Below are 26,587 nucleotides of genomic sequence, written 5' to 3'. Positions count from 1 at the left end.
TTTCCGACCGTACGCCCGGACGGCCGCATCCGCCGCACGACTTGAGCCACGTCCCAGAGGCACACGCGCTGATCGCGCCGCCTTCGACCGCAGGCTCCCCGTCCCCTTGTCCTTTTCCCCTACGTCTACGTCCTTTTCGCCCCAGCCCTCACGACAACGCCCCCCGCTCCTGCCGAGGCAACCCCAGCTCCGCCGCGGCGGCCGAGTTGCAGTACTCCCGTACCGCGCTGGTGCGCGCCACCACCCGCCCCCGATGCACCACGATCCGGCTGTACGCCAGCGACAGCGCCCCCGCCAGCTGGTCACCCCGCAGGGCCAGCAACTCGGCCGGAAACCCCGCTTCCACGCGCACCTCGGGCAGCCCCATGACCGCCCGCGCCGACGAGCTCACCGCGTCGTACGCGTCCTCGGGCCTCAACCCGTACCGGGAGGCCAGCAGGTAGGCCGCCTCCAAGGGATCCCCGCGCCCCACCGGGTTCGACATGTCGCGCAGGGCGCCGCTGCCCGCGGCCATCCGTACGCCGGCCGTCCGCAGCAGCCGTACCGGAGCCGTCTCGCGCTGGTCGGTGCCGCCGCATCCGCCCTGGGGCAGGCAGGCCACCGTCACTCCGGCCGCCGCGAGCTGGTCGGCGGTACGCCGGGCCGTCTCGGCGGGCAGACGGGCGAGACCGCCGCAGGGGCCGAGCGTCACCCCGGGGCGCAACCCGCCGGCCATCGCGACGAGACGGGCGAGGCGGGCCGGGTCAGCGGCGTCCGTGTGGAGGTCGACAGGGCAGCCGTGTTCGGCGGCGACCTCGAGGACCGCCTCCACGTACCCGGTCGGATCCGGGTCCAGATCCGGACAGCCGCCCACCACGGAGGCGCCCATCTTCAGGGCGTCCCGCAGCATCGCCAGCCCGTCCGCCCCGGCCACGCCGGTCAGCAGCCTCGGCATGGCCACCGTCGTCAGTTCCGTCAGCTCGCGCAGCGAACGCCGCGCCTGCAGTACGGCGGTCAGCGCGCCCAGCCCCTGAACGTCGCCCACGCGCACGTGTGCCCGCAGCGCGGTCGCCCCGTGCCCCAGCTGCAACAGCGCCGCCTCGGTGGCCCGGCGCTGCACGTCCTGGGGCTCGTTCGAGGCCGGACCGTCGCCCTCGGCCGACAGCGCGGTGTCCAGGTGAGCGTGCGGTTCGGCCGGGGCCGGCAGGAGCAGATAGCCGCTGAGATCCAGGCGCGTGCCGCAGCCCCGCACTCCGCCCGCCGCCAGACTGCCGGCCGTGCCGACCGCCTCGATGCGCCCGCCGCCCAGCCGTACGTCCACGGTCCGGCCGTCGGTCAGCCGGGCCCCGCACAGCAGCAGGGCAGCCGGGTCGCCCACCTGTCCCGAGGAGCCCGAAGAACCCGAGGAGCCCGACGAGGAAGACGAGCCCGACGAGGACGAAGACGAGGAGGACGACGAGTGGGGCGGCTGCGGCTGGCTGTCGGGCATCGCGCTCCAGGGGCTCGGGGACTGCGCAGGGGGCGCAAGATCACGCAGAGTGAGTCGAGCCTAGGACGGCGATCCGCTCGTGTCGGGGAGGAGCGCAATAGTCGTACCGGTGTGGTCAGACGTATCGGAGAGGCCTCAGTGGCTCATGGGAGAGCTGGGCGACAGGCCCGTGCAGGGGCGCTGTACAGGCCGTGGAACAGGCCGGGACGGGGGCCGCGAAACGGATTTGGGTGAACGGCGGCCGAGCGTGTAATGTCTTCATCGCTCGCCCCAATAGCTCAGTCGGTAGAGCGTCTCCATGGTAAGGAGAAGGTCTACGGTTCGATTCCGTATTGGGGCTCTGGTGTGGGAGGTTCCCGTCGCGAGGCGGGAACCGATCGCATCACAGCGGTGTAGCTCAGTCGGTAGAGCAAGCGGCTCATAATCGCTGTGTCACCGGTTCAAGTCCGGTCACCGCTACTGACAGTAGCCGATTGCGGGGTCGGTCCTTCGATCGGCTACTCTTCTATGCGTTAAATAAGTCCTATCCGTTCGTCAAGGAGCACTCCTGTGGCTGCCACCGACGTCCGCCCGAAGATCACGCTGGCCTGCGTGGAGTGCAAGGAGCGGAACTACATCACCAAGAAGAACCGGCGTAACAACCCGGACCGACTGGAGATGAAGAAGCACTGCCCGCGTTGCAACGCGCACACCGCGCACCGCGAAACGCGATAAATCAGGCTCGTACGCGAGGCCGCCCCCACTAGTCGGGGGGCGGCCTCGCGTCGTTTCGGCCCCGGTTACCGACCGGTTCCGCTCGATTACAGGGCGCCCGGAGCAAGCATCGGGCAGACATCAGCAGGCAGACATCAGGAGGTGCCGAGCCATGGCGCTCGACCAGTCCTTCGTGGGGCGGAGCTACCCGCCCACCGAGCCGTATGAGGTGGGCCGGGAGAAGATCCGTGAGTTCGCGGTGGCGGTGGGGGACGCCAACCCGGCGTACACGGACCCGGAGGCCGCCAAGGCGCTCGGCCACCCCGATGTGATCGCCCCGCCGACCTTCGTCTTCGCTATCACCTTCAAGGCCGCGGGGCAGGTGGTCCAGGATCCGCAGCTCGGCCTGGACTACAGCCGCGTGGTGCACGGTGACCAGAAGTTCGCCTACGTCCGCCCGGTGCGCGCCGGCGACCGGCTCACCGTCACCTCCACCATCGAGGCCGTCAAGTCCATGGCCGGCAATGACATCCTGGACATCCGGGGCGAGGTCCACGACGAGGCCGGCGAGCACGTCGTGACCGCCTGGACCAAGCTGGTCGCCCGCGGGCCAGAGGGAGCGTGAGGAACCGATGACCGCGAAGATCGCTTACGACGGCGTCGAGGTCGGCACCGAGCTGCCCGCCCAGACGTTCCCCGTGACCCGTGCCACGCTCGTCCAGTACGCGGGCGCCTCCGGGGACTTCAACCCGATCCACTGGAACGAGAAGTTCGCCAAGGAGGTCGGGCTGCCGGACGTCATCGCGCACGGCATGTTCACCATGGCCGAGGCGATCCGGGTGGTCACCGACTGGGCCGGCGACCCGGGCGCGGTCGTCGAGTACGGCGTCCGCTTCACCAAGCCCGTCGTCGTCCCGAACGACGGCCAGGGCGCCGTCATCGAGGTCAGCGGCAAGGTGGCCGCCAAGCTCGACGACAACACGGTCCGCGTGGACCTCACGGCGACCAGCGCCGGCCAGAAGGTGCTGGGGATGTCGCGGGCGGTCGCACGGCTGGCCTGAGCGGTGCGTTCGACCTGGTGTAAGGGGTGCTCGCCATTGCGGGCGCCCCTTACGGCATTCCGTACGCGTACGTGTGGGCCCTACCTGTTGACGAAGTTAGTGATTGAGTACTAACTTACTCGCATGGCCAGGATGAGCGCAGAGGAGAGGCGCGAGAGCGTCATCCGCGCGGCGACCGCAGAGTTCGCCCGCGGCGGTTACTACGGCACGTCGACCGAGGCGATCGCCAAGCGCGTCGGTGTCTCGCAGCCGTATCTCTTCCGGCTCTTCCCGGGCAAGAAGGCGATCTTCCTGGCGACGGCCCAGCGGTGCATGGCGGACACCGTCCGCACGTTCGAGGAGGCGGCCGAGGGGCTGGAGGGCGAGGAAGCCCTGCGTGCCATGGCGAACGCGTACACCAAGGTCATCGCGGAGCAGCCGGAGCGGCTGTTGATGCAGATGCAGATGTACGTCACCGTGGCCGCCGCCGAGCAGGCCGGGGACCACGAGCTCGGCGAGGAGGTGCGGGCGGGCTGGATGCGGCTGTGGGACACGGTTCATCTGCCGCTCGGTGCCGACATCGACGAGACGACGACGTTCATGGCGTACGGGATGCTCATCAACTGCCTGGTGGCCATGGGGTTTCCGCCCGAGCATCGAGTCTGGGAAGGGCTCTATCCGGAGGCGCGGCTCAAGGGCCGGCTGGAGAAGTAGTCCATGGGGAAGGTGCGGCGAGTGTCTTCTTGTGTCCGTGAAAGTTAGTCATCAATAACTAACCGTAAAGACCCATCGAAGCGTACCGAAGCCACTGATCACCCTCTGGGGGAGCGATGTCACAGCAGACCGCACGTCGCGGGGGAACCGTCTGGGCCCTCGTCATCACCAGCGTCGCCGGATTCATGGCGGCCCTCGACAACCTCGTCGTCACCACCGCCCTGCCCTCCATCCGCAAGGACCTCGGTGGCGCACTGGGAGACCTGGAATGGACGGTGAGTGCGTACACGCTCACCTTCGCCGTTCTCCTGATGTTCGGCGCGGCACTCGGCGACCGCTTCGGCCGCCGTCGGCTCTTTCTCGTCGGCATCACCGTCTTCACCGGTGCCTCCGCCGCGGCGGCCATGGCGACCGGCATCAACTCGCTGATCGCCGCCCGCGCCGTCCAGGGTGTCGGCGCGGCCATCATGATGCCCCTGACGCTCACCCTGCTGACCGCCGCCGTGCCCGCCGCCAAGCGCGGGATGGCGTACGGCATTTGGGGTGCCGTCAACGGGCTCGCCGTGGCCTCCGGACCGCTCATCGGCGGCAGCCTCACCGAGCACGTCTCCTGGCACTGGATCTTCTGGCTGAACGTCCCGCTGGGCCTCGCCCTGCTGCCGCTCGCCCGCCTCCGTCTCGCCGAGTCGCACGGCACCGGCGCCCCGCTCGACCTCCCGGGCACCCTGCTCGCCAGCGGCGGCCTCTTCGGGATCGTCTACGGCCTGGTCCGCGGGCCCGCCGACGGCTGGACCAGCCCCCTGGTGCTGACCGGCCTGTTCGCCGGCGCCGCGCTGCTCGTCGGGTTCGTCGGCTACAGCCTGCGTGCCAAGAACCCCATGCTCCCGATGCGGTTGTTCCGCTCCCGCGCCTTCTCCGGGATCAACGCCGCGAGCCTGCTGATGTTCCTCGGGATGTTCGGTTCGATCTTCCTGCTCAGCCAGTTCATGCAGGGCGTCCTCGGCTACTCGCCCACCGAGGCGGGACTGAGGATGCTGCCCTGGACCGGCATGCCGATGCTCGTCGCGCCGATCGCCGGCATCCTCTCCGACCGCATCGGGGGCCGCCCCGTCGTCGCCGCCGGCCTCTTCCTGCAGGCCGCCGGGCTCGGCTGGATGGCCTTTGTGGTGGCGCCCGGCGTCTCCTACACCGCCCAGCTGCCCGGGCTGATCGTCAGCGGCATCGGCATGGCCCTGTACTTCGCCCCGGCCGCCAACCTGGTCATGTCCAGCGTCCTCCCCAAGGAGCAGGGCATCGCCTCCGGCGCCAACAACGCGCTGCGCGAGGTCGGCGGAGCGCTCGGCATCGCCATCATGGCGTCGATCTTCTCGGCCCAGGGCGGCTACGAGTCCGGGCAGGCCTTCGTCGACGGCCTCCAGCCCGCGCTGGTGACGGGCTCCGCGGTCGTCGCGGTCGCCGGAGTGGCGGCGCTGCTGATCCCGACGCGCAAGCGGGCCGCACAGGTCGCGGAGGCGGCACAGAGCGAGTCGCCGAAGACGGCACCGGTCCTGGAGACCGCCGGCTCCTGAGCACCACGCGCGCGTACGGCCCCGCCCTCGCCGGCGGGGCCGTACGCGCGCGTGCCGGGTTGATCGGTCATGTCCTGTCGGGCTGTCAGGTGTGCGTTGCCGGGGCTGTCAGTGGCGTCTCGTAGTCTTGAGCGCGTGCAGGAACTCCACGACGCCCCCCTCGCCCCGCTGACCACCTTCCGGTTGGGCGGCCCCGCGACCCGGCTGCTCACCGCGACGAGCGACGCCGAGGTGATCGCCGCCGTCCGAGAGGCCGACGACGCCGGGACGCCGCTGCTGCTGATCGGCGGCGGTTCGAACCTGGTCATCGGCGACAAGGGCTTCGCGGGCACCGCACTCGTCATCGCGACCAAGGGCTTCGACCTCGAGGGCACCCGCCTGGAGCTGGCCGCCGGCGAGGTGTGGACCGACGCCGTCGCGCACACCGTGGAGGCGGGCCTGGCCGGCATCGAGTGCCTGGCCGGCATCCCGGGCTCGGCCGGCGCGACCCCCATCCAGAACGTGGGGGCGTACGGCCAGGAGGTCTCCTCCACCATCACCGAGGTCGTCGCGTACGACCGCCACGCGCGCGAGACGGTCACCATCCCGAGCGCCGACTGCGCCTTCTCGTACCGCCACAGCCGCTTCAAGGCCGACCCCGAGCGGTACGTCGTCCTGCGCGTCCGCTTCGAGCTGGAGGACGCGGACGGGCTCTCCGCGCCCGTCAAGTACGCCGAGACGGCGCGGGCACTCGGCGTCGAGCCCGGTGACCGCGTGCCGCTGGCCGCCGCCCGCGAGACCGTCCTCGCGCTGCGCTCCGGCAAGGGCATGGTCCTGGACCCCGAGGACCACGACACCTGGTCGGCGGGCTCGTTCTTCACCAACCCGATCCTCACCGAGGGGCAGTTCACCGCGTTCCACGCGCGCGTGCGGGAGCGGCTCGGCGACGGGGTGGAGCCGCCCGCGTACCCGGCGGGGGAGGGGCACACCAAGACCTCCGCCGCCTGGCTCATCGACAAGGCGGGCTTCACCAAGGGGTACGGCACCGGCCCCGCCCGCATCTCGACCAAGCACACCCTCGCCCTCACCAACCGGGGCGAGGCCAGCACGGAGGACCTGCTCGCACTCGCCCGCGAGGTCGTCGCCGGCGTCCGCGAGGCCTTCGGCATCACGCTGGTCAACGAGCCGGTGACGGTCGGGGTCAGCCTGTAGGAACCCGGGCCTCGGGGCCCGCTCAGGAACGCGTCAGTACGCGACACCCACCCCCTGCTTCACCGTCCCCGGATCGTCGGCCATCGCCAGCATCGCGTGCGCCACGTCCGCACGCCCGATGAAGCGGCCCTTGGCCGGGAAGCCGCCCACCACCGTCCGGTACGCGCCCGTGACCGGCTTGTCCTGCAGCCGCGGCGGCCGGACGACCGTCCAGCTCGAGGTGCTGCGGGCCAACTCGGCCTCCATCGCGCTCAGGTCGGCGTAGACGCCCTTGAGTACCGCGGAGACGATGCTTCGCGCCGTGCGGTCGAGCGGTCCGTCCCCCTCGGGCGCAGGGCCGACCGGACCCGCGCTCACCACGAGCAGCCGCCGCACGCCCTCCGCCTCCATGGCGCCCAGCACCGTGCGTGTGAGCCGGGTCGCGACCCCCGCTTCCTTGCGGCTGCGCGCGCCGAGCCCCGACAGGACCACGTCCCGGCCGGCGACCGCGGGGCGCACCGCCTCCGGGTCAGTCAGCTGCGCGCGGAACACCTCCAGCCGGTCGCCCGTCACGGACAGCCGCGCGGGATCCCGTACGACCGCCGTGACCTCGTGACCCGCGTCCAGGGCCTGGCGGACGATTTCCCGGCCTATGCCGCCGGTGGCGCCGAAAACCGTGAGTTTCATGGCTGCTCCCGTGCTCGTGGATGGTGGTGGACATGGTGGGTGAGTATTCACTCACCATCCCCTCCCACTAGAGTGAGTAAGTACTCACCCACTCGTCAAGCCCGATTGGACGTGCCATGGAAACGAAGCCGGCCCGGGTCCGCATCCTCGATGCCGCTCACGAGCTGATGCTCACCGTCGGGCTGGCCCGCGCCACCACCAAGGAGATCGCCAAGGCGGCCGGCTGCTCCGAGGCCGCGCTCTACAAGTACTTCGCGAGCAAGGAAGAACTGTTCATCCGCGTCCTCTCGGAGCGGCTGCCCCAGCTGACGCCGTTGCTGCGCAGCCTGGCCGCCGAGCCCGGCCAGGGCACGCTGGAGGAGAACCTCACCGAGATCGCCCGCCACGCCGCCCACTTCTACGACCAGAGCTTCCCGATCGCCGCGTCTTTGTACGCCGAGACCCAGCTGAAGCGGCGGCACGACGACGTGATGCGGGAGATGGGAACGGGCCCGCACAGGCCGATCCAGGCGCTGGACACGTACCTGCGGGCCGAGCAGGAGCTCGGGCGGGTCAGCCGTGACGCGGACACCTTCGCGGCCGCGTCGCTGCTGCTGGGTGCCTGTGCGCAGCGGGCGTTCGCCTACGAGGCGACCAGCGAGGCCGCGCGGCCGCCGGTCGACGAGTTCGCCGTACGGCTGACGCGGACCCTGCTGGCGGGTATCGCCGGCTGACCTAGGCCAGCCAGTCGTCCACGCCCGACAACAGCTTCGCCTTCACGTCCTCCGGTGCCGCCGAAGCCCGTACCGACTGACGGGCCAGTTCCGCCAACTCCTCGTCCGTGAAGGCGTGGTGGCGGCGGGCGATGTCGTACTGGGCGGCCAGCCGGGAGCCGAACAGGAGCGGGTCGTCGGCGCCCAGGGCCATCGGGACCCCGGCGTCGAAAAGCGTCCTGAGCGGGACGTCCTCCGGCTTCTCGTACACGCCCAGGGCCACGTTCGAGGCGGGGCACACCTCGCACGTCACGCCCCTGTCCGCAAGGCGCTTGAGCAGGCGCGAGTCCTCCGCCGCCCGCACACCGTGCCCGATCCGGTGGGCGTCCAGGTCGTCGAGGCAGTCACGGACCGAGGCCGGGCCCGTCAGCTCGCCGCCGTGCGGGGCCGACAGCAGCCCGCCCTCCCGGGCGATCGCGAACGCCCGGTCGAAGTCCCTTGCCATACCCCGGCGTTCGTCGTTGGACAGCCCGAAGCCGACCACACCCCGGTCGGCATACCGCACGGCCAGCCGGGCCAGTGTGCGGGCGTCCAGGGGGTGCTTCATACGGTTCGCGGCGACCAGCACCCGCATGCCCAGGCCCGTGTCGCGCGAGGTCGTCTCCACCGCGTCCAGGATGACCTCGAGTGCCGGGATCAACCCGCCCAGCCGAGGCGCGTACGACGTCGGGTCCACCTGGATCTCCAGCCAGCCCGAGCCGTCCTTCACGTCCTCCTCGGCGGCCTCCCGCACCAGGCGCTGGATGTCCTCCGGCTGCCTCAGACACGAGCGGGCGGCGTCGTACAGCCGTTGGAAGCGGAACCAGCCCCGCTCGTCCGTCGCCCGCAACTTCGGCGGCTCCCCACTGGTCAGCGCCTCGGTCAGCGCATCGGGCAGTCGCACACCGTACTTGTCGGCCAGCTCCAGCACTGTGGTGGCCCGCATCGACCCGGTGAAGTGCAGATGCAGATGGGCCTTCGGCAGCTCAGAGACATCACGTACACGCTCCATTCCAGGATCCTGCCGTACGTCCCCGTGGTCCCGGAAGCGGATTCCCCTTTAGTGGTCTTGCTCGCACAAAGAAACGTGGGCACCCACCGAAGCCGGTGGGTGCCCACGTACAGGAAAGGACGTCAGTCCTGCGCCTCCGCCAGCAGCTTCTGGATCCGGCTGACGCCCTCGACGAGGTCCTCGTCACCCAGGGCGTACGACAGCCGCAGATAACCCGGCGTACCGAAGGCCTCGCCCGGGACGACCGCGACCTCGGCCTCCTCCAGGATCAGCGCGGCCAGCTCGACCGTGTCCTGCGGACGCTTGCCGCGGATCTCCTTGCCGAGCAGGCCCTTGACCGACGGGTACGCGTAGAAGGCGCCCTCGGGCTCCGGGCAGAGCACGCCGTCGATCTCGTTGAGCATCCGCACGATGGTCTTGCGGCGCCGGTCGAAGGCCTCGCGCATCTTCGCGACGGCCGTCAGGTCACCGGAGACGGCGGCCAGGGCGGCGACCTGGGCGACGTTCGACACGTTCGACGTGGCGTGCGACTGGAGGTTCGTCGCGGCCTTGACGACGTCCTTCGGGCCGATGACCCAGCCCACGCGCCAGCCCGTCATCGCGTACGTCTTCGCGACGCCGTTGACGACGATCGTCTTGTCGGCGAGCTCGGGCACGACCACCGGCAGGGAGTGGAACTCGGCGTCGCCGTACACGAGGTGCTCGTAGATCTCGTCGGTCAGGACCCACAGGCCCTTCTCCAGGGCCCAGCGGCCGATCTCCTCGATCTGCTCGCGCGTGTAGACGGCGCCGGTCGGGTTGGAGGGGGAGACGAAGAGGAGGACCTTCGTGTTCTCCGTCCGCGCCGCCTCCAGCTGCTCGACCGAGACGCGGTAGCCCGTCGTCTCGTCCGCGACGACGTCGACCGGGACACCGCCGGCGAGCCGGATCGACTCCGGGTACGTCGTCCAGTACGGCGCCGGCACGATGACCTCGTCGCCCGGGTCGAGGATCGCGGCGAAGGCCTCGTAGATGGCCTGCTTGCCACCGTTGGTGACCAGGACCTGGGACGCCTCGACCTCGTAGCCCGAGTCGCGCAGCGTCTTCGCGGCGATCGCGGCCTTCAGCTCGGGGAGACCGCCGGCCGGCGTGTACCGGTGGTACTTCGGGTTCGAGCAGGCCTCGATGGCGGCCTGGACGATGTAGTCCGGGGTCGGGAAGTCGGGCTCACCGGCGCCGAAGCCGATCACCGGACGCCCGGCGGCCTTGAGGGCCTTGGCCTTGGCGTCCACGGCGAGGGTGGCGGACTCGGAGATCGCGCCGACTCGGGCGGAGACCCGGCGCTCGGTGGGAGGGGTTGCAGCGCTCATGGGCCCCATCGTTTCAGACCGGAAACGCCCCCGGCACGCGGGTTTCACGGACTGAACATCTGGGGGTCGACTACTGAACACCTATCCGGATTCGCGCGATGGCCTGGGTGATCTTCCTTGGGTTTTCCGGCGATCTTCCTTCCCCAAGGCCCCTACGGGCGCTTTCTGTTCGACGGGGCGCTCCGGACCACGTACACTCTCACCTCGTTGGCCATCAACTGCCGCGCCGCAGAAGGTGCACACCGAGCACTCGGTCGGATGCGGTACGTTGGGGGACACACAAAGGGTCGTAGCTCAATTGGTAGAGCACCGGTCTCCAAAACCGGCGGTTGGGGGTTCAAGTCCCTCCGGCCCTGCTACACACACCTTCGCCAGGATGTGTGCGCATGTACGTACAGCAATGCACCGCCGTGCGGCTCAGACCGGGCGCGGCACGGCCACGACCCGGGAACAGGTGAGGACGAATGGCGGACGCCGTGGGCTCCATCGACACGCCTGATGCCCAGGACGAGGCGCGGGAGACCAAGAAGTCCCGCAAGGGTGGCAAGCGGGCCAAGAAGGGTCCATTCAAGAGGCTTGCCCTGTTCTACCGCCAGATCATCGCCGAGCTTCGCAAGGTCGTCTGGCCGACGCGGAACCAGCTGACGACGTACACCACCGTGGTGATTGTGTTCGTCGTCGTGATGATCGGCCTGGTGACCGTGATTGACTATGGACTCAGCCACGCCGCCAAGTACGTCTTCGGCTGAGCCGAGAGCGAAGGGCGCCGAGGTACCCGGCGCCCCTTTCGCATGTTCCACCCCTATGTATCCAGGAAGAAGCAGCCACCGTGTCTGACACGAACCTGAACGACGACGCCATCGAGCCTGACGAGTCCGTGGACGACGAACTCGACATCGTCGAGGGCGCGGACGAGCAGGACGAGTTCGAGGCTGCAGAGGCCGAGGCGGGGGAGCCGGCCGAGGAGGCCGCACTGCAGGTCGTGGACGAGGAAGAGACCGTCGACGAGGAAGAGGCCGTCGAGGAGGTCGAGGAGGAGGAGTCCGAGCCGGTCGACCCGGTCGAGGCCCTCCGCGACGAGCTCCGTTCCCTGCCCGGCGAGTGGTACGTCATCCACACCTACGCCGGTTACGAGAACCGCGTGAAGACGAACCTGGAGCAGCGCGCCGTCTCGCTGAACGTCGAGGACTACATCTTCCAGGCCGAGGTGCCGCAGGAAGAGGTCGTCCAGATCAAGAACGGCGACCGCAAGACCATCAAGCAGAACAAGCTCCCGGGCTACGTCCTCGTCCGCATGGACCTGACGAACGAGTCCTGGGGCGTCGTCCGCAACACCCCCGGCGTCACCGGCTTCGTGGGCAACGCGTACGACCCGTACCCGCTGACCCTGGACGAGATCGTCAAGATGCTCGCCCCGGAGGCCGAGGAGAAGGCAGCCCGCGAGGCCGCCGAGGCCGAGGGCAAGCCCGTCCCGCAGCGCAAGGTCGAGGTCCAGGTGCTGGACTTCGAGGTCGGCGACTCGGTCACCGTCACGGACGGCCCGTTCGCCACGCTGCAGGCGACCATCAACGAGATCAATCCCGACTCGAAGAAGGTCAAGGGCCTCGTCGAGATCTTCGGCCGCGAGACTCCGGTCGAGCTGTCGTTCGACCAGATCCAGAAGAACTAGCTCCTTCCAGCTCCTTCTGGAACACATGCCTCCGACCAGGTCAGACAGGCTTTCGCAGCCCGTCTGACCTGCTCGGTTTTTGGCCGCGCATCTATACCCGTTATCGTTGCGCGGTATGCCTTCATCCGGGACGCGACCCGGGCGGGGGCAGGCCTCAATCGAAAGGACCCGGAGAGTAATGCCTCCCAAGAAGAAGAAGGTCACGGGGCTCATCAAGCTCCAGATCCAGGCCGGTGCCGCCAACCCGGCTCCGCCGGTCGGCCCCGCGCTGGGTCAGCACGGCGTCAACATCATGGAGTTCTGCAAGGCGTACAACGCCGCGACCGAGTCGCAGCGTGGCTGGGTGATCCCGGTGGAGATCACGGTCTACGAGGACCGCTCCTTCACCTTCATCACCAAGACGCCGCCGGCCGCCAAGATGATCCTCAAGGCCGCGGGCGTGGAGAAGGGCTCCGGCGAGCCGCACAAGACCAAGGTCGCCAAGATCACCCAGGCGCAGGTCCGCGAGATCGCCACCACGAAGATGCCCGACCTCAACGCCAATGACCTGGACGCCGCGTCGAAGATCATCGCCGGCACCGCGCGTTCCATGGGCATCACGGTCGAGGGCTGAGCCCCACCCCCCGTACATCAGCAGTAGTGGTAGGGCCTGCTCGGTCCGAACCACGACTCCTAAGACTCACCAGGAGAAACAGTGAGCAAGCGCAGCAAGTCTCTCCGCGCTGCGGACGAGAAGATCGACCGGGACAAGCTCTACGCCCCGCTCGAGGCCGTCCGTCTCGCCAAGGAGACCTCCACGACCAAGTTCGACGGCACCGTCGAGGTCGCCTTCCGTCTGGGTGTCGACCCGCGCAAGGCCGACCAGATGGTCCGTGGCACCGTGAACCTTCCGCACGGCACCGGTAAGACCGCCCGGGTCCTGGTCTTCGCGACCGGTGACCGTGCCGAGGCCGCGACTGCCGCGGGCGCCGACATCGTCGGCTCCGACGAGCTCATCGACGAGGTCTCGAAGGGCCGCCTGGACTTCGACGCCGTCGTCGCCACCCCGGACCTCATGGGCAAGGTCGGCCGCCTCGGCCGCGTGCTCGGTCCCCGTGGTCTGATGCCGAACCCGAAGACCGGCACCGTGACCCCGGACGTGGCCAAGGCCGTGACCGAGATCAAGGGCGGCAAGATCGAGTTCCGTGTCGACAAGCACTCGAATCTGCACTTCATCATCGGCAAGGTGTCCTTCGACGACACCCAGCTGGTGGAGAACTACGGCGCGGCCCTGGAGGAGATCCTCCGTCTGAAGCCGTCCGCCGCCAAGGGTCGCTACATCAAGAAGGCCGCGATCAGCACCACGATCGGCCCCGGCATTCCGGTCGACTCCAACCGCACCCGCAACCTCCTCGTCGAGGAGGACCCGGCCGCCGTCTGATCCAGGACGACAGCCGCGCGTACGCGTTCTTGACGCGGGCCCCGCAACCTTTCGAGGTGCGGGGCCCGTCCCTGTTCCTGGTACATGTGTCAGTGCCCTGCGTTAGCGTGCGGGCACAGCAACTGCTTAGGGGTGGGGACGAATGAAGAGCACGACCGTGCGTCGCGTGGGCCTCTCGATCGCGGCGGTGACCGCGCTGTCCGGGGTGGCCGCCTGCAGTTCCTCGGGCTCCTCCGGGGGCTCCGGCAAGGACGACAAGGCGTCCGGCAAGGGCGCGACGCACGTCAGTCCCATAGCGGCCCTGCGCACCGCCGAGAAGTCCACCGACGGCGCCGACTCCGCCAAGGTCGAGTCCACGACCGCCATGGGCTCCCTGATGTCCATGAAGGCCGACGGCGCGCTCGGCTGGGCCGACGGCCTCACCGGCAATCTCACCATCACGTACACCGGCGGCACCATGGCGGACACCATGCGCCAGCTCGGCACCACGTCGATGGAGGCCCGCTATCTGCCGGACGCCTACTACGCGAAGATGGGCGAGAAGTTCGCCGAGCAGGCGGGCGGCAAGCACTGGATCCGGTACGGCTACGACGATCTGGCCGACCTCGGCGGCAGCTCCGGCGCCTACCTCAAGGACCAGATGCAGAACACGACCCCCAACCAGTCGGTGAAGCTCCTGCTGGCCTCCGGGGACGTCAAGAAGGTCGGCACCGAGAAGGTGCGCGGCGTGAACACCACGCACTACGCGGGCACGGTGGACGTCGCCGACCTCGCCGGCAAGAACTCCAACCTCACCGCGAGCCAGCTCGCCGGCCTGAAGAAGCAGCTCACCCAGGCCGGTGTCACCACGGAGACCGTCGATATCTGGGTCAACGACCAGGACCTCCTGGTCAAGAAGATCGAGAAGGGCCAGATGTCGGCCGGCGAATACACCCAGACCGCGTACTACAGCGACTACGGCGTGAAGGTCTCCGCCACCAAGCCCGCGGCGAGCGACACCGAGGACTTCAAGGCGCTGCTGAAGAAGCAGGGCGGGACCGGTACGACGTCCTGAAGCCGTGCGGTTTCGACCGAGAATGCCTGCGTGAGCCGCGGAAGGAGAGCCGCGGCTGAGCACCGTACGGGCGGATTTGCTTGACGGCGATCCGGTCGCGTACCCTCCTGGAGAAGCCAAAGACCGCTGGTCGTTGCCGTGCGCTCCTGGAGGGTGCGGTGGCCGAAGGATCCGCTGAACGGCGGACGACCCGCGCAGGTGACTGTGGATGAGCTCCCAGGACTCCTCTTGTAGGAATTCCGGTCGAGCCACGCCCCGTGCGCCTGCGCCGGGGCGTTTCGTTTTCCCAGTCTCCTTCTGAGCGGTCCTCATCACCCGGAAGGAGGCCACGCTTATGGCAAGGCCCGACAAGGCTGCCGCGGTAGCCGAGCTCGCGGACCAGTTCCGTAGCTCGAACGCCGCTGTGCTGACCGAGTACCGGGGTCTCACCGTGGCGCAGCTCAAGACGCTGCGTCGTTCGCTCGGTGAAGACGCCCAGTACGCCGTGGTGAAGAACACGCTGACCAAGATCGCGGCCAACGAGGCCGGGATCTCGACGCTCGACGACCTGTTCAACGGTCCGACGGCGGTCGCCTTCATCACCGGTGACCCGGTGACGTCGGCGAAGGGTCTTCGTGACTTCGCCAAGGACAACCCGAACCTCGTCATCAAGGGCGGTGTCCTTGACGGCAAGGCGCTGTCCGCCGACGAGATCAAGAAGCTTGCGGACCTCGAGTCCCGCGAGGTTCTGCTCAGCAAGCTGGCGGGTGCCTTCAAGGCCAAGCAGACGCAGACTGCCCAGGTCTTCCAGGCGCTTCCCTCGAAGTTCGTCCGCACCGCGGAGGCGCTTCGTGCCAAGCAGGCCGAGCAGGGCGGTGCCGAGTAATTCGGCTCGCACATTGACCGCGGCCGCATGACGCGGCGGTGGTCGACGCGGGCCGAACGTACGCCCGCCGACATGTACATCCCGGCACCAGCCGATTAATTGGAAGGATCGCCCAACATGGCGACGAAGCTGTCCCAGGAAGAGCTGCTCGCGCAGTTCGAGTCCCTCACCCTCATCGAACTCTCCGAGTTCGTGAAGGCGTTCGAGGAGAAGTTCGACGTCACCGCCGCCGCCGCGGTCGCCGTTGCCGGCCCCGCCGGTCCCGCCGCCCCGGCCGAGGCCGCTGAGGAGCAGGACGAGTTCGACGTCATCCTCACGGGTGCCGGCGAGAAGAAGATCCAGGTCATCAAGGTCGTGCGTGAGCTGACCTCCCTGGGTCTGAAGGAGGCCAAGGACCTCGTGGACGGCGCCCCGAAGCCCGTTCTCGAGAAGGTCGCCAAGGACGCCGCCGAGAAGGCCGCCGAGTCCCTCAAGGGCGCCGGCGCCTCCGTCGAGGTCAAGTGACCCCACGGAGTCCCGCAGGACTCCCTTGCTAGCTGACACAGCTGCTCGCAGAGGGCTGTAACGCTGACGCACCGAAGAGCGATCATCCATCCGGGTGGTCGCTCTTCGGCGTTCCGAGGGACCGTGTGGCGGCTGCCTTGCACCCGGGTTCGCGGAGAGTATGGTGATCTTCGTCGTGCCTCCGAGAGCCCCCGGTGCAGGCTGCAAGTGACGATGGCAGCACCCGGTTTGGGCAAGAGGGGCCTTGACGAACCGCACGCAGCGCGCAATTCTCAGGACGCGTCGTCACAAGGATCCGAATCCGAGGCATGGATCGGCGACGAAGAGGGCAGTATCAACGTGCATTGAGGGCGTGGGCTTGCTGCAGGTGTTGAGAACAACGAGGGTCTCAAAAAACCGGGGCTGGACATCAGTGTGCCGAGTGGCTACACTGACCCTTTGCGCTGCCTGTTAGCTGTCCCCTGCCCGTCACCAGGGGCATGCCCTCGCTTTCGCACCGACGATCAGAACGTCCCTGACCTGGCCTTTTGGCTAATTCGGGGAGTGCTGTCTCTGTGCGCATGAGAGGGACCGGTACGCGCGTAGTGAGTCCGAGCCCTCGGAAGGACCCCCTCTTGGCCGCCTCGCGCACTGCCTCGACCGCGAATACGAACAACGGCGCCAGCACCGCCCCGCTGCGCATCTCCTTTGCAAAGATCAAGGAGCCCCTCGAGGTTCCCAACCTGCTCGCGCTGCAGACCGAGAGCTTTGACTGGCTGCTCGGGAACACCGCCTGGCAGAGTCGGGTCGAGGCGGCTCTCGAGTCCGGTCAGGACGTCCCCACCAAGTCCGGTCTGGAGGAGATCTTCGAGGAGATCTCTCCGATCGAGGACTTCTCCGGGTCGATGTCGCTGACGTTCCGCGACCACCGTTTCGAGCCGCCGAAGAACAGCATCGACGAGTGCAAGGAGCGCGACTTCACGTACGCCGCTCCGCTCTTCGTGACGGCTGAGTTCACCAACAACGAGACCGGCGAGATCAAGTCCCAGACGGTCTTCATGGGCGACTTCCCGCTCATGACCCACAAGGGCACCTTCGTCATCAACGGCACCGAGCGTGTCGTGGTGTCGCAGCTCGTCCGCTCGCCCGGTGTCTACTTCGACTCCTCCATCGACAAGACGTCCGACAAGGACATCTTCTCGGCCAAGATCATCCCGTCCCGGGGTGCCTGGTTGGAGATGGAGATCGACAAGCGCGACATGGTCGGTGTCCGCATCGACCGCAAGCGCAAGCAGTCCGTCACCGTTCTGCTCAAGGCTCTCGGCTGGACGACCGAGCAGATCCTGGAGGAGTTCGGCGAGTACGAGTCCATGCGCGCCACCCTGGAGAAGGACCACACCCAGGGACAGGACGACGCGCTGCTCGACATCTATCGCAAGCTGCGTCCGGGCGAGCCCCCGACGCGTGAGGCCGCGCAGACCCTGCTCGAGAACCTCTACTTCAACCCGAAGCGCTACGACCTCGCGAAGGTCGGCCGCTACAAGGTCAACAAGAAGCTGGGCGCGGAGGCTCCGCTCGACGCGGGCATCCTGACCGTCGAGGACGTCATTTCGACGATCAAGTACCTGGTGAAGCTGCACGCGGGCGAGACCGAGACGGCCGCGGACAACGGTCAGACGATCGTTGTCGAGACCGACGACATCGACCACTTCGGCAACCGTCGTCTGCGTAGCGTCGGCGAGCTCATCCAGAACCAGGTCCGTACGGGTCTGGCTCGTATGGAGCGCGTCGTCCGTGAGCGCATGACGACTCAGGACGTCGAGGCGATCACGCCGCAGACTTTGATCAACATCCGGCCGGTCGTCGCCTCCATCAAGGAGTTCTTCGGCACCAGCCAGCTGTCGCAGTTCATGGACCAGAACAACCCGCTGTCGGGTCTCACCCACAAGCGCCGTCTGTCGGCTCTTGGCCCGGGTGGTCTCTCCCGTGAGCGGGCCGGCTTCGAGGTCCGTGACGTGCACCCCTCGCACTACGGCCGCATGTGTCCGATCGAGACCCCTGAAGGCCCGAACATCGGTCTGATCGGCTCGCTGGCCTCGTACGGCCGCGTCAACGCGTTCGGCTTCGTCGAGACGCCGTACCGCAAGGTCGTCGAGGGTCAGGTCACCGACGAGGTCGACTACCTGACGGCCGACGAGGAGGACCGCTTCGTCATCGCGCAGGCCAACGCCACGCTCTCGGACGACATGCGGTTCGCCGAGAACCGCGTCCTCGTCCGTCGCCGTGGCGGTGAGGTCGACTACGTCGCCGGTGACGACGTGGACTACATGGACGTCTCGCCGCGCCAGATGGTGTCGGTCGCGACCGCCATGATCCCGTTCCTCGAGCACGACGACGCCAACCGTGCCCTCATGGGCGCGAACATGATGCGTCAGGCCGTGCCGCTCATCAAGTCCGAGTCCCCGCTCGTCGGCACCGGCATGGAGTACCGCTCCGCGGTCGACGCCGGCGACGTGGTCAAGGCCGAGAAGGACGGTGTGGTCCAGGAGGTCTCCGCGGACTACATCACCACCGCCAACGACGACGGCACGTACATCACGTACCGCCTGGCCAAGTTCTCCCGGTCCAACCAGGGCACCTCGGTCAACCAGAAGGTCATCGTCAACGAGGGCGACCGGATCATCACGAGCCAGGTGCTCGCCGACGGTCCGGCCACCCAGAACGGCGAGATGGCGCTGGGCAAGAACCTGCTCGTGGCGTTCATGCCGTGGGAGGGTCACAACTACGAGGACGCGATCATCCTGTCGCAGCGCCTCGTACAGGACGACGTCCTCTCCTCGATCCACATCGAGGAGCACGAGGTCGACGCCCGTGACACCAAGCTCGGCCCCGAGGAGATCACCCGGGACATCCCGAACGTCTCCGAGGAGGTCCTCGCCGACCTCGACGAGCGCGGCATCATCCGGATCGGTGCCGAGGTCGTCGCCGGTGACATCCTCGTCGGCAAGGTCACGCCCAAGGGCGAGACCGAGCTGACGCCGGAGGAGCGCCTGCTGCGCGCGATCTTCGGTGAGAAGGCCCGTGAGGTCCGTGACACCTCGCTGAAGGTGCCGCACGGCGAGATCGGCAAGGTCATCGGCGTCCGCGTCTTCGACCGTGAGGAGGGCGACGAGCTGCCGCCGGGCGTGAACCAGCTGGTTCGTGTCTACGTGGCGCAGAAGCGCAAGATCACGGACGGTGACAAGCTCGCCGGCCGTCACGGCAACAAGGGCGTCATCTCGAAGATCCTGCCCATCGAGGACATGCCGTTCCTCGAGGACGGAACTCCGGTCGACATCATTCTCAACCCGCTGGGTGTGCCGTCCCGAATGAACCCGGGACAGGTGCTGGAGATCCACCTCGGCTGGCTCGCCAGCCGCGGCTGGGACGTCTCCGGTCTCGCCGACGAGTGGGCACAGCGCCTGCAGGTCATCGGCGCCGACCAGGTCGACCCGGGCACGAACGTCGCGACCCCCGTCTTCGACGGTGCGCGCGAGGACGAGCTCGCGGGTCTGCTGCAGCACACCATCCCGAACCGCGACGGCGAGCGCATGGTGCTCCCGACCGGTAAGGCGCGGCTGTTCGACGGCCGTAGCGGTGAGCCGTTCCCGGCCCCGATCTCGGTCGGCTACATGTACATCCTGAAGCTGCACCACCTGGTCGACGACAAGCTGCACGCCCGGTCGACCGGCCCGTACTCGATGATCACCCAGCAGCCGCTGGGTGGTAAGGCCCAGTTCGGTGGCCAGCGGTTCGGCGAGATGGAGGTGTGGGCGCTGGAGGCATACGGCGCCGCGTACGCCCTCCAGGAGCTGCTGACCATCAAGTCCGACGACGTCACCGGCCGCGTGAAGGTCTACGAGGCCATCGTCAAGGGCGAGAACATCCCTGAGCCCGGCATCCCCGAGTCCTTCAAGGTGCTCATCAAGGAGATGCAGTCTCTCTGCCTGAACGTGGAGGTGCTGTCCAGCGACGGTATGTCCATCGAGATGCGTGACACCGACGAGGATGTCTTCCGCGCTGCGGAGGAGCTCGGCATCGACCTGTCCCGGCGCGAGCCGAGCAGCGTCGAAGAGGTCTGACGGGAGTCCGGCCGGAGGACCTGGTGAGGAACTCCGGCCGGCCCCTGGACCCCCGTATCAGACCCCTAAGACTTACAACCCTGAGAGGGATTGACGCATAGTGCTCGACGTCAACTTCTTCGACGAGCTCCGGATCGGTCTGGCCACCGCTGACGACATCCGTCAGTGGAGCCACGGCGAGGTCAAGAAGCCCGAGACGATCAACTACCGCACGCTCAAGCCCGAAAAGGACGGACTCTTCTGCGAGAAGATCTTCGGTCCGACCCGGGACTGGGAGTGCTACTGCGGCAAGTACAAGCGTGTCCGGTTCAAGGGCATCATCTGTGAGCGCTGCGGCGTCGAGGTCACTCGCGCCAAGGTGCGTCGTGAGCGGATGGGCCACATCGAGCTGGCCGCTCCCGTCACCCACATCTGGTACTTCAAGGGCGTCCCGTCGCGGCTGGGCTACCTGCTCGACCTGGCTCCCAAGGACCTCGAGAAGGTCATCTACTTCGCGGCGTACATGATCACGTACGTCGACGACGAGCGCCGTACGCGTGACCTGCCCTCGCTGGAGGCGCACGTCTCCGTCGAGCGTCAGCAGGTCGAGAACCGTCGCGACTCCGACCTGGAGGCCCGCGCCAAGAAGCTCGAGACCGACCTGGCCGAGCTCGAGGCCGAGGGCGCCAAGGCCGACGTACGCCGCAAGGTGCGCGAAGGTGCCGAGCGTGAGATGAAGCAGCTGCGCGACCGTGCGCAGCGCGAGATCGACCGTCTCGACGAGGTGTGGACCCGGTTCAAGAACCTCAAGGTCCAGGACCTCGAGGGCGACGAGCTCCTCTACCGCGAGCTGCGTGACCGCTTCGGCACGTACTTCGACGGTTCGATGGGTGCCGCGGCGCTGCAGAAGCGCCTGGAGTCCTTCGACCTGGACGAGGAGGCCGAGCGCCTCCGCGAGATCATCCGTACCGGCAAGGGCCAGAAGAAGACCCGTGCGCTGAAGCGGCTGAAGGTCGTGTCTGCGTTCCTGCAGACCTCCAACAGCCCCAAGGGCATGGTTCTCGACTGCGTCCCGGTCATCCCGCCGGACCTTCGCCCGATGGTGCAGCTGGACGGTGGCCGCTTCGCGACCTCCGACCTGAACGACCTGTACCGCCGTGTGATCAACCGGAACAACCGACTGAAGCGGCTTCTCGACCTCGGCGCGCCCGAGATCATCGTGAACAACGAGAAGCGCATGCTCCAGGAGGCCGTCGACGCGCTGTTCGACAACGGTCGTCGTGGCCGTCCGGTCACCGGTCCCGGTAACCGCCCGCTGAAGTCCCTCAGCGACATGCTGAAGGGCAAGCAGGGTCGATTCCGTCAGAACCTGCTCGGCAAGCGTGTGGACTACTCCGCGCGTTCCGTGATCGTCGTCGGTCCGCAGCTGAAGCTGCACCAGTGCGGTCTGCCGAAGGCGATGGCGCTGGAGCTCTTCAAGCCGTTCGTGATGAAGCGCCTGGTCGACCTGAACCACGCGCAGAACATCAAGAGCGCCAAGCGCATGGTGGAGCGCGGCCGCACCGTCGTGTACGACGTCCTCGAAGAGGTCATCGCCGAGCACCCGGTGCTGCTGAACCGTGCGCCCACCCTGCACCGCCTCGGCATCCAGGCCTTCGAGCCGCAGCTGGTCGAGGGCAAGGCCATCCAGATCCACCCGCTCGTCTGCACCGCGTTCAACGCGGACTTCGACGGCGACCAGATGGCCGTACACCTTCCGCTGTCCGCGGAGGCGCAGGCCGAGGCCCGCATCCTGATGCTGTCCTCGAACAACATCCTCAAGCCCGCCGACGGCCGTCCGGTGACGATGCCGACCCAGGACATGGTCCTCGGTCTGTTCTTCCTCACCACCGACGGTGAGCTGCGGGACGTCAAGGGCGAGGGCCGCGCGTTCGGCTCCACGGCCGAGGCGACCATGGCGTTCGACGCCGGCGAGCTCGCGCTTCAGTCGGCCGTCGACATCCGCTTCCCGGTGGGCACCATCCCGCCGCGCGGCTGGACCCCGCCGGCCCGCGAAGAGGGCGAGCCGGAGTGGCAGCAGGGTGACACCTTCCGCCTGAAGACGACCCTGGGCCGCGCGCTCTTCAACGAGCTGCTGCCCGAGGACTACCCGTTCGTCGACTACTCGGTGGGCAAGAAGCAGCTCGGCGAGATCGTCAACGACCTGGCGGAGCGCTACCCCAAGGTCATCGTGGCGGCGACGCTCGACAACCTGAAGGCGGCCGGCTTCTACTGGGGCACCCGCTCCGGCGTCACCGTGGCCATCTCCGACATCGTCGTTCCCGAGGCGAAGAAGGAGATCGTCAAGGGCTACGAGGCGCAGGACGAGAAGGTCCAGAAGCAGTACGAGCGCGGTCTGATCACCAAGGAAGAGCGCACTCAGGAGCTCATCGCGATCTGGACCAAGGCGACCAACGAGGTTGCCGAGGCCATGAACGCGAACTTCCCCAAGACGAACCCCATCTTCATGATGGTTGACTCGGGTGCCCGAGGAAACATGATGCAGATGCGTCAGATCGCCGGTATGCGTGGTCTGGTGTCCAACGCCAAGAACGAGACGATTCCGCGTCCCATCAAGGCGTCGTTCCGTGAGGGTCTGTCCGTGCTGGAGTACTTCATCTCCACGCACGGTGCCCGTAAGGGTCTGGCGGACACCGCCCTGCGTACCGCCGACTCGGGTTACCTGACCCGTCGTCTGGTGGACGTCTCGCAGGACGTCATCATCCGCGAGGAGGACTGCGGCACCGAGCGCGGTCTGAAGCTGAAGATCGCCACGCGCGGCGCCGACGGCGTGCTGCGCAAGACGGACGACGTCGAGACCAGCGTCTACGCCCGCATGCTCGCCGAGGACGTCGTCATCGACGGCAAGGTGATCGCGCCGGCCAACGTGGACCTGGGCGACGTGCTCATCGACCAGCTGGTGCACCACGGTGTCGAGGAGGTCAAGACCCGTTCGATCCTGACCTGCGAGTCCCAGGTCGGCACCTGCGCCTTCTGCTACGGCCGCTCGCTGGCCACCGGCAAGCTGGTCGACATCGGTGAGGCGGTCGGCATCATCGCCGCCCAGTCCATCGGTGAGCCAGGTACCCAGCTGACGATGCGTACCTTCCACACCGGTGGTGTGGCCGGTGACGACATCACCCAGGGTCTGCCCCGTGTCGTCGAGCTCTTCGAGGCTCGTACGCCGAAGGGTGTCGCCCCGATCTCCGAGGCCAACGGCCGCGTGCGGATCGAGGAGACCGAGAAGACCAAGAAGATCGTCGTCACCCCGGACGACGGCAGCGACGAGACGGCGTTCCCGATCTCGAAGCGTGCCCGACTCCTGGTCAGCGAGGGCGAGCACGTCGAGGTGGGCCAGAAGCTCACGGTGGGTGCCACCAACCCGCACGACGTGCTGCGCATTCTGGGTCAGCGTGCCGTCCAGGTCCACCTGGTCGGCGAGGTCCAGAAGGTCTACAACTCGCAGGGTGTGTCGATCCACGACAAGCACATCGAGATCATCATCCGGCAGATGCTCCGCCGCGTGACGATCATCGAGTCCGGCGACGCCGAGCTGCTGCCCGGCGAGCTGGTCGAGCGCTCGAAGTTCGAGACCGAGAACCGTCGTGTGGTCCAGGAGGGCGGTCACCCGGCCTCCGGTCGTCCGCAGCTCATGGGTATCACCAAGGCCTCGCTGGCCACGGAGTCGTGGCTGTCGGCGGCGTCCTTCCAGGAGACGACCCGAGTCCTGACGGATGCGGCGATCAACGCCAAGTCCGACAGCCTCATCGGCCTCAAGGAGAACGTCATCATCGGTAAGCTCATCCCGGCCGGTACGGGCTTGTCCCGCTACCGCAACATCCGGGTCGAGCCGACCGAGGAGGCCAAGGCCGCGATGTACTCGGCCGTCGGCTACGACGACATCGACTACTCGCCGTTCGGCACGGGCTCCGGCCAGGCCGTTCCGCTGGAGGACTACGACTACGGGCCGTACAACCAGTAAGGCGTACGTCTGAAGTAGCGAAGGGCGGTCACCCTAGGAGGGTGGCCGCCCTTCGGCCATCCGGAGCGCGCGCATTCTGCCGCATTTTTCGGATAGAGGAAAATTCCGTCCGCTTCATATTCTCCTTTTGCCTAAAGGGGGCCATGTATGGCGGAGAATCTTTTCGGCAGTGTTATGTCACGATCGCTCGAAGCTTCCGTGCCGGCGAGCAACTACACGCTGGACTGTTTCGTCACCAATGAGGTCGCGTACAACGATGTGGTGTCGTGGCGCGGCCCACGAGTGGGACCACGGGGGCCTATCTGAGGGTGGGTCCCTGCCGGAATCTGACGTACGTAGGGGCGTTCCGGCCGCGTATCGCGCTGATTGTCGACCCGCGTATGGACAATCTGCTGGAGCATCTCGTCTTCAAACTCCTCATGGCGCAGGCCGAGACACCCCTTCGGTTCCTCGGCCTGCTGTTTGGCCGTCACGTGCCAGCCGAACCGCCCGCCGGGCTGACCCCGGAGAGCCTGGTCGCCGCCCTGGAAGCGGCTCCCGTCGTGGAGGATCTGCAGCAGCGTATCGACCACCTGTACGGCGAGTTCTGCCGCAGGCAGCTCGACATCACGAACGTGAATGAGAGCACCCACGCCAATCTGGACCAGACGAGCGTGAACCGACATTTCCTGACCGCGTCGGACAGGTATGAGTACGTGCGTGAACTGCACACCACCGACCGCATCATCCCGCTGCTCGGAAACATGACCTCGGATCCGTCCATTGATGAGGTCAACGGCATTCTCTCGAATGTTGGCGAGGCCCTGGCCACCGTCTATGTCTCCAATATCGAGGAGCACATAATTCAGCGTTGCCGCATCACCGGCGGCAGTGTGTCGGAGGAACCCAATCCCGAGGGACTTCTGAACGGCGAGTACGAGAAGTCCTGTCGAGCGATGGTGGAGGGCCTCGCCCGGCTGGACGCGGAAGAGGACGCGCTCCTGATCCGCTTTATCTTCCCGGGCGAGTATCGCGGTCGGACCATCGGTGAGGTTCCGTGGATTCGTCAGTAACACAGTGGACGCCCATCCTGCCAAAGGGCCTCAAGGGCGGGTACGGGACAGAGCTGCCGTGGCCGGCCGCGAGGTGCTCAGGGCGGGGCAGGCCGTGTCCTGTAAGAGGTGTGGGAACCTGTCCCGTTTTCAGGGAGTTGGAGCATCATGGAGGTATTCGACCTCCCAGGGGGTGCTTCCGTGTCGCAACCGTCGTGGCAACCGTGGCAGGGCAAGGACGAGTCGCGGCCGGGTGCGGGCGCTGGTGGCTTCCCGCAGGCCTGGAGGGACGGGCGCGTGCCGCAGCCCTGGCAGGGGGCCGGTGCCCCGGCCCCGCAGCCCGGGGTGACGCACGGCGCCCCCTCCATGCTCGCCTCCCACGCCGACCGCGAACGCGCAGTGGACGTGCTCAGAGCGGGGTACGGGGAGGGGCGGCTGGAGAAGGCGGAGTTCGACCAGCGTGTGGAGCGCGCCTACGCGGCGCGGACCGTGGGGGAGCTGGCGTTGCTCGTCGCCGACCTGCCCACCGGCCCCGTACCGCAGCCGGCGGCGATCACGGCCGTGCCGCTGACCTTTCTGCCCGAGCCGCGGCGGCAGACGAACGCCAAGGCGATCGGGGCTGCCGTCTGCGGGCTGCTGTGTCTGCCGACCATGGGGCTCACCGGCATCCCGGCGGTCATCCTGGGGCACGCGGCGCGCAACGAGATGCAGCGGACCGGAGAGGGCGGGGACGGGCTCGCCCTGACCGGACTGGTGCTCGGCTGGCTGTCGACCGCCGGATGGGCACTGGTGCTCACGCTGCTGTTCGCCGTGGCCCTCGCCTCCGGCTGACGGCTCTGCCGTGCCGGATCGAAGATCACTACGGTGCATGGTCTTGACATGCACGGTGCAGCGAGGCGGGCGCAGCCCATTTGTTTTGACCGCAGCGAATGAGGTAGGTACGCTCAGACCTTGTGCCTGGGGTGTGCCCTGGCTCTCGTGCGTGCCTTCAACCGCATAGCGAGCCGTCACTGGCCACCGTAATCTGCGCCCTTTTCGCTTCGCGGCGAGAGTCTGCCGGATTCGACACACCCGACCGCGTGGGTCGGCGACGTTCCAGGTTAGCTTCACCATTCGGCACACAGAAACCGGAGAAGTAGTGCCTACGATCCAGCAGCTGGTCCGGAAGGGCCGGCAGGACAAGGTCGAGAAGAACAAGACGCCCGCACTCGAGGGTTCCCCTCAGCGTCGTGGCGTCTGCACGCGTGTGTTCACGACCACCCCGAAGAAGCCGAACTCGGCCCTGCGTAAGGTCGCGCGTGTGCGTCTGACCAGCGGGATCGAGGTCACCGCTTACATTCCGGGTGAGGGACACAACCTGCAGGAGCACTCCATCGTGCTCGTGCGTGGTGGCCGTGTGAAGGACCTGCCGGGTGTTCGCTACAAGATCATCCGCGGTTCCCTTGACACCCAGGGTGTGAAGAACCGCAAGCAGGCCCGCAGCCGCTACGGCGCCAAGAAGGAGAAGTAGAA

23 protein-coding genes and 3 tRNA genes are annotated in these 26,587 nt (G+C 67.6%); 22 read left to right on the top strand and 4 right to left on the bottom strand.

Features of this window, described 5'->3' with window-relative positions:
• Nucleotides 1–148: 148 nt before the first annotated feature.
• The gene (locus OG303_RS21385) at nt 149–1,468 is read right to left on the bottom strand and encodes an amidohydrolase family protein (protein ID WP_405870105.1); all 1,320 of its coding nucleotides are present in this window, start codon (nt 1,466–1,468) and stop codon (nt 149–151) included.
• A 267-nt stretch (nt 1,469–1,735) separates the two neighbouring features.
• Between OG303_RS21385 and OG303_RS21380 the strand changes: the two genes are divergently transcribed.
• The 8 genes from OG303_RS21380 (at nt 1,736) to OG303_RS21345 (ending at nt 6,674) form a co-directional block, all read left to right on the top strand.
• Nucleotides 1,736–1,808 (top strand) — tRNA-Thr (locus OG303_RS21380).
• Nucleotides 1,809–1,854: 46 nt separating this feature from the next.
• A tRNA-Met gene (locus OG303_RS21375) sits at nt 1,855–1,927 on the top strand.
• Between the two features lie 90 nt (nt 1,928–2,017).
• Nucleotides 2,018–2,182 (top strand): 50S ribosomal protein L33, encoded by a 165-nt coding sequence (rpmG, locus tag OG303_RS21370; RefSeq protein ID WP_003948671.1) that lies wholly within the window; start codon nt 2,018–2,020, stop codon nt 2,180–2,182.
• 151 nt (nt 2,183–2,333) lie between these two features.
• Nucleotides 2,334–2,786: a MaoC family dehydratase N-terminal domain-containing protein gene (locus tag OG303_RS21365; RefSeq protein WP_405870104.1), complete on the top strand. Its 453-nt coding sequence runs from the start codon at nt 2,334–2,336 to the stop codon at nt 2,784–2,786.
• Nucleotides 2,787–2,793: 7 nt separating this feature from the next.
• Nucleotides 2,794–3,222: a MaoC family dehydratase gene (locus OG303_RS21360; RefSeq protein WP_405870103.1), complete on the top strand. Its 429-nt coding sequence runs from the start codon at nt 2,794–2,796 to the stop codon at nt 3,220–3,222.
• A 123-nt stretch (nt 3,223–3,345) separates the two neighbouring features.
• Nucleotides 3,346–3,915: a TetR/AcrR family transcriptional regulator gene (locus OG303_RS21355; RefSeq protein WP_405870102.1), complete on the top strand. Its 570-nt coding sequence runs from the start codon at nt 3,346–3,348 to the stop codon at nt 3,913–3,915.
• 116 nt (nt 3,916–4,031) lie between these two features.
• Nucleotides 4,032–5,483 carry a DHA2 family efflux MFS transporter permease subunit gene (locus OG303_RS21350; RefSeq protein WP_405870101.1) on the top strand — a complete coding sequence of 484 codons (1,452 nt, stop codon included), beginning with the start codon at nt 4,032–4,034 and terminating at the stop codon, nt 5,481–5,483.
• Nucleotides 5,484–5,618: 135 nt separating this feature from the next.
• Nucleotides 5,619–6,674, top strand: coding sequence for a UDP-N-acetylmuramate dehydrogenase (locus OG303_RS21345; RefSeq protein WP_405870099.1), 1,056 nt, complete (start codon nt 5,619–5,621; stop codon nt 6,672–6,674).
• A 33-nt stretch (nt 6,675–6,707) separates the two neighbouring features.
• Here the strand turns inward: OG303_RS21345 and OG303_RS21340 are convergent, their stop codons facing one another.
• A complete protein-coding gene (locus OG303_RS21340) occupies nt 6,708–7,340 on the bottom strand; it encodes an NAD(P)-dependent oxidoreductase (RefSeq protein ID WP_405870098.1) in 633 nt (210 codons plus the stop codon).
• A 116-nt stretch (nt 7,341–7,456) separates the two neighbouring features.
• On the opposite strand from OG303_RS21340, the gene OG303_RS21335 reads away from it, so the two are divergent.
• Complete coding sequence (locus tag OG303_RS21335) at nt 7,457–8,053, top strand: TetR/AcrR family transcriptional regulator (protein WP_405870097.1); 597 nt, start codon at nt 7,457–7,459, stop codon at nt 8,051–8,053.
• Nucleotide 8,054: 1 nt separating this feature from the next.
• Here OG303_RS21335 and OG303_RS21330 read toward each other — a convergent pair whose 3' ends face one another.
• Both OG303_RS21330 and OG303_RS21325 read right to left on the bottom strand, forming a co-directional pair.
• A complete protein-coding gene (locus OG303_RS21330) occupies nt 8,055–9,083 on the bottom strand; it encodes an adenosine deaminase (RefSeq protein ID WP_405870096.1) in 1,029 nt (342 codons plus the stop codon).
• A gap of 122 nt (nt 9,084–9,205) precedes the next feature.
• Nucleotides 9,206–10,432 carry a pyridoxal phosphate-dependent aminotransferase gene (locus OG303_RS21325; protein WP_405870095.1) on the bottom strand — a complete coding sequence of 409 codons (1,227 nt, stop codon included), beginning with the start codon at nt 10,430–10,432 and terminating at the stop codon, nt 9,206–9,208.
• Nucleotides 10,433–10,715: 283 nt separating this feature from the next.
• Between OG303_RS21325 and OG303_RS21320 the strand changes: the two genes are divergently transcribed.
• The 13 genes from OG303_RS21320 (at nt 10,716) to rpsL (ending at nt 26,585) form a co-directional block, all read left to right on the top strand.
• Nucleotides 10,716–10,788: transfer RNA gene (locus tag OG303_RS21320), tRNA-Trp, on the top strand.
• A 108-nt stretch (nt 10,789–10,896) separates the two neighbouring features.
• Nucleotides 10,897–11,181, top strand: a complete 285-nt coding sequence (gene secE / locus OG303_RS21315) for a preprotein translocase subunit SecE (protein WP_405870094.1) — start codon at nt 10,897–10,899, stop codon at nt 11,179–11,181.
• 80 nt (nt 11,182–11,261) lie between these two features.
• Nucleotides 11,262–12,101: a transcription termination/antitermination protein NusG gene (gene nusG, locus OG303_RS21310; protein WP_405870093.1), complete on the top strand. Its 840-nt coding sequence runs from the start codon at nt 11,262–11,264 to the stop codon at nt 12,099–12,101.
• 178 nt (nt 12,102–12,279) lie between these two features.
• Nucleotides 12,280–12,714, top strand: a complete 435-nt coding sequence (gene rplK, locus OG303_RS21305; RefSeq protein ID WP_030359033.1) for a 50S ribosomal protein L11 — start codon at nt 12,280–12,282, stop codon at nt 12,712–12,714.
• Between the two features lie 81 nt (nt 12,715–12,795).
• Complete coding sequence (rplA, locus tag OG303_RS21300; protein WP_405870091.1) at nt 12,796–13,521, top strand: 50S ribosomal protein L1; 726 nt, start codon at nt 12,796–12,798, stop codon at nt 13,519–13,521.
• Nucleotides 13,522–13,663: 142 nt separating this feature from the next.
• Nucleotides 13,664–14,575, top strand: a complete 912-nt coding sequence (locus OG303_RS21295; RefSeq protein ID WP_405870089.1) for a hypothetical protein — start codon at nt 13,664–13,666, stop codon at nt 14,573–14,575.
• 334 nt (nt 14,576–14,909) lie between these two features.
• Nucleotides 14,910–15,440, top strand: a complete 531-nt coding sequence (rplJ, locus tag OG303_RS21290) for a 50S ribosomal protein L10 (protein WP_405870088.1) — start codon at nt 14,910–14,912, stop codon at nt 15,438–15,440.
• A 117-nt stretch (nt 15,441–15,557) separates the two neighbouring features.
• Entirely contained in the window at nt 15,558–15,944 is a 387-nt protein-coding gene (rplL, locus tag OG303_RS21285) for a 50S ribosomal protein L7/L12 (protein WP_405870086.1), read from the top strand.
• A gap of 614 nt (nt 15,945–16,558) precedes the next feature.
• Nucleotides 16,559–20,044, top strand: a complete 3,486-nt coding sequence (rpoB, locus tag OG303_RS21280) for a DNA-directed RNA polymerase subunit beta (protein WP_405870085.1) — start codon at nt 16,559–16,561, stop codon at nt 20,042–20,044.
• A gap of 100 nt (nt 20,045–20,144) precedes the next feature.
• Nucleotides 20,145–24,044 (top strand): DNA-directed RNA polymerase subunit beta', encoded by a 3,900-nt coding sequence (locus tag OG303_RS21275; RefSeq protein WP_405870084.1) that lies wholly within the window; start codon nt 20,145–20,147, stop codon nt 24,042–24,044.
• A gap of 380 nt (nt 24,045–24,424) precedes the next feature.
• Nucleotides 24,425–25,096 (top strand): hypothetical protein, encoded by a 672-nt coding sequence (locus tag OG303_RS21270; RefSeq protein ID WP_405870082.1) that lies wholly within the window; start codon nt 24,425–24,427, stop codon nt 25,094–25,096.
• 180 nt (nt 25,097–25,276) lie between these two features.
• Nucleotides 25,277–25,906 (top strand): DUF1707 and DUF4190 domain-containing protein, encoded by a 630-nt coding sequence (locus OG303_RS21265; RefSeq protein WP_405870081.1) that lies wholly within the window; start codon nt 25,277–25,279, stop codon nt 25,904–25,906.
• 307 nt (nt 25,907–26,213) lie between these two features.
• The gene (gene rpsL, locus OG303_RS21260; RefSeq protein ID WP_003948652.1) at nt 26,214–26,585 is read left to right on the top strand and encodes a 30S ribosomal protein S12; all 372 of its coding nucleotides are present in this window, start codon (nt 26,214–26,216) and stop codon (nt 26,583–26,585) included.
• The last annotated feature ends 2 nt before the right edge of the window (nt 26,586–26,587 follow it).

This window comes from Streptomyces sp. NBC_00005, from assembly GCF_045160215.1.
Taxonomy (GTDB): Bacteria; Actinomycetota; Actinomycetes; order Streptomycetales; family Streptomycetaceae; genus Streptomyces.
This window is presented reverse-complemented; position numbering and strand designations above follow the sequence as displayed.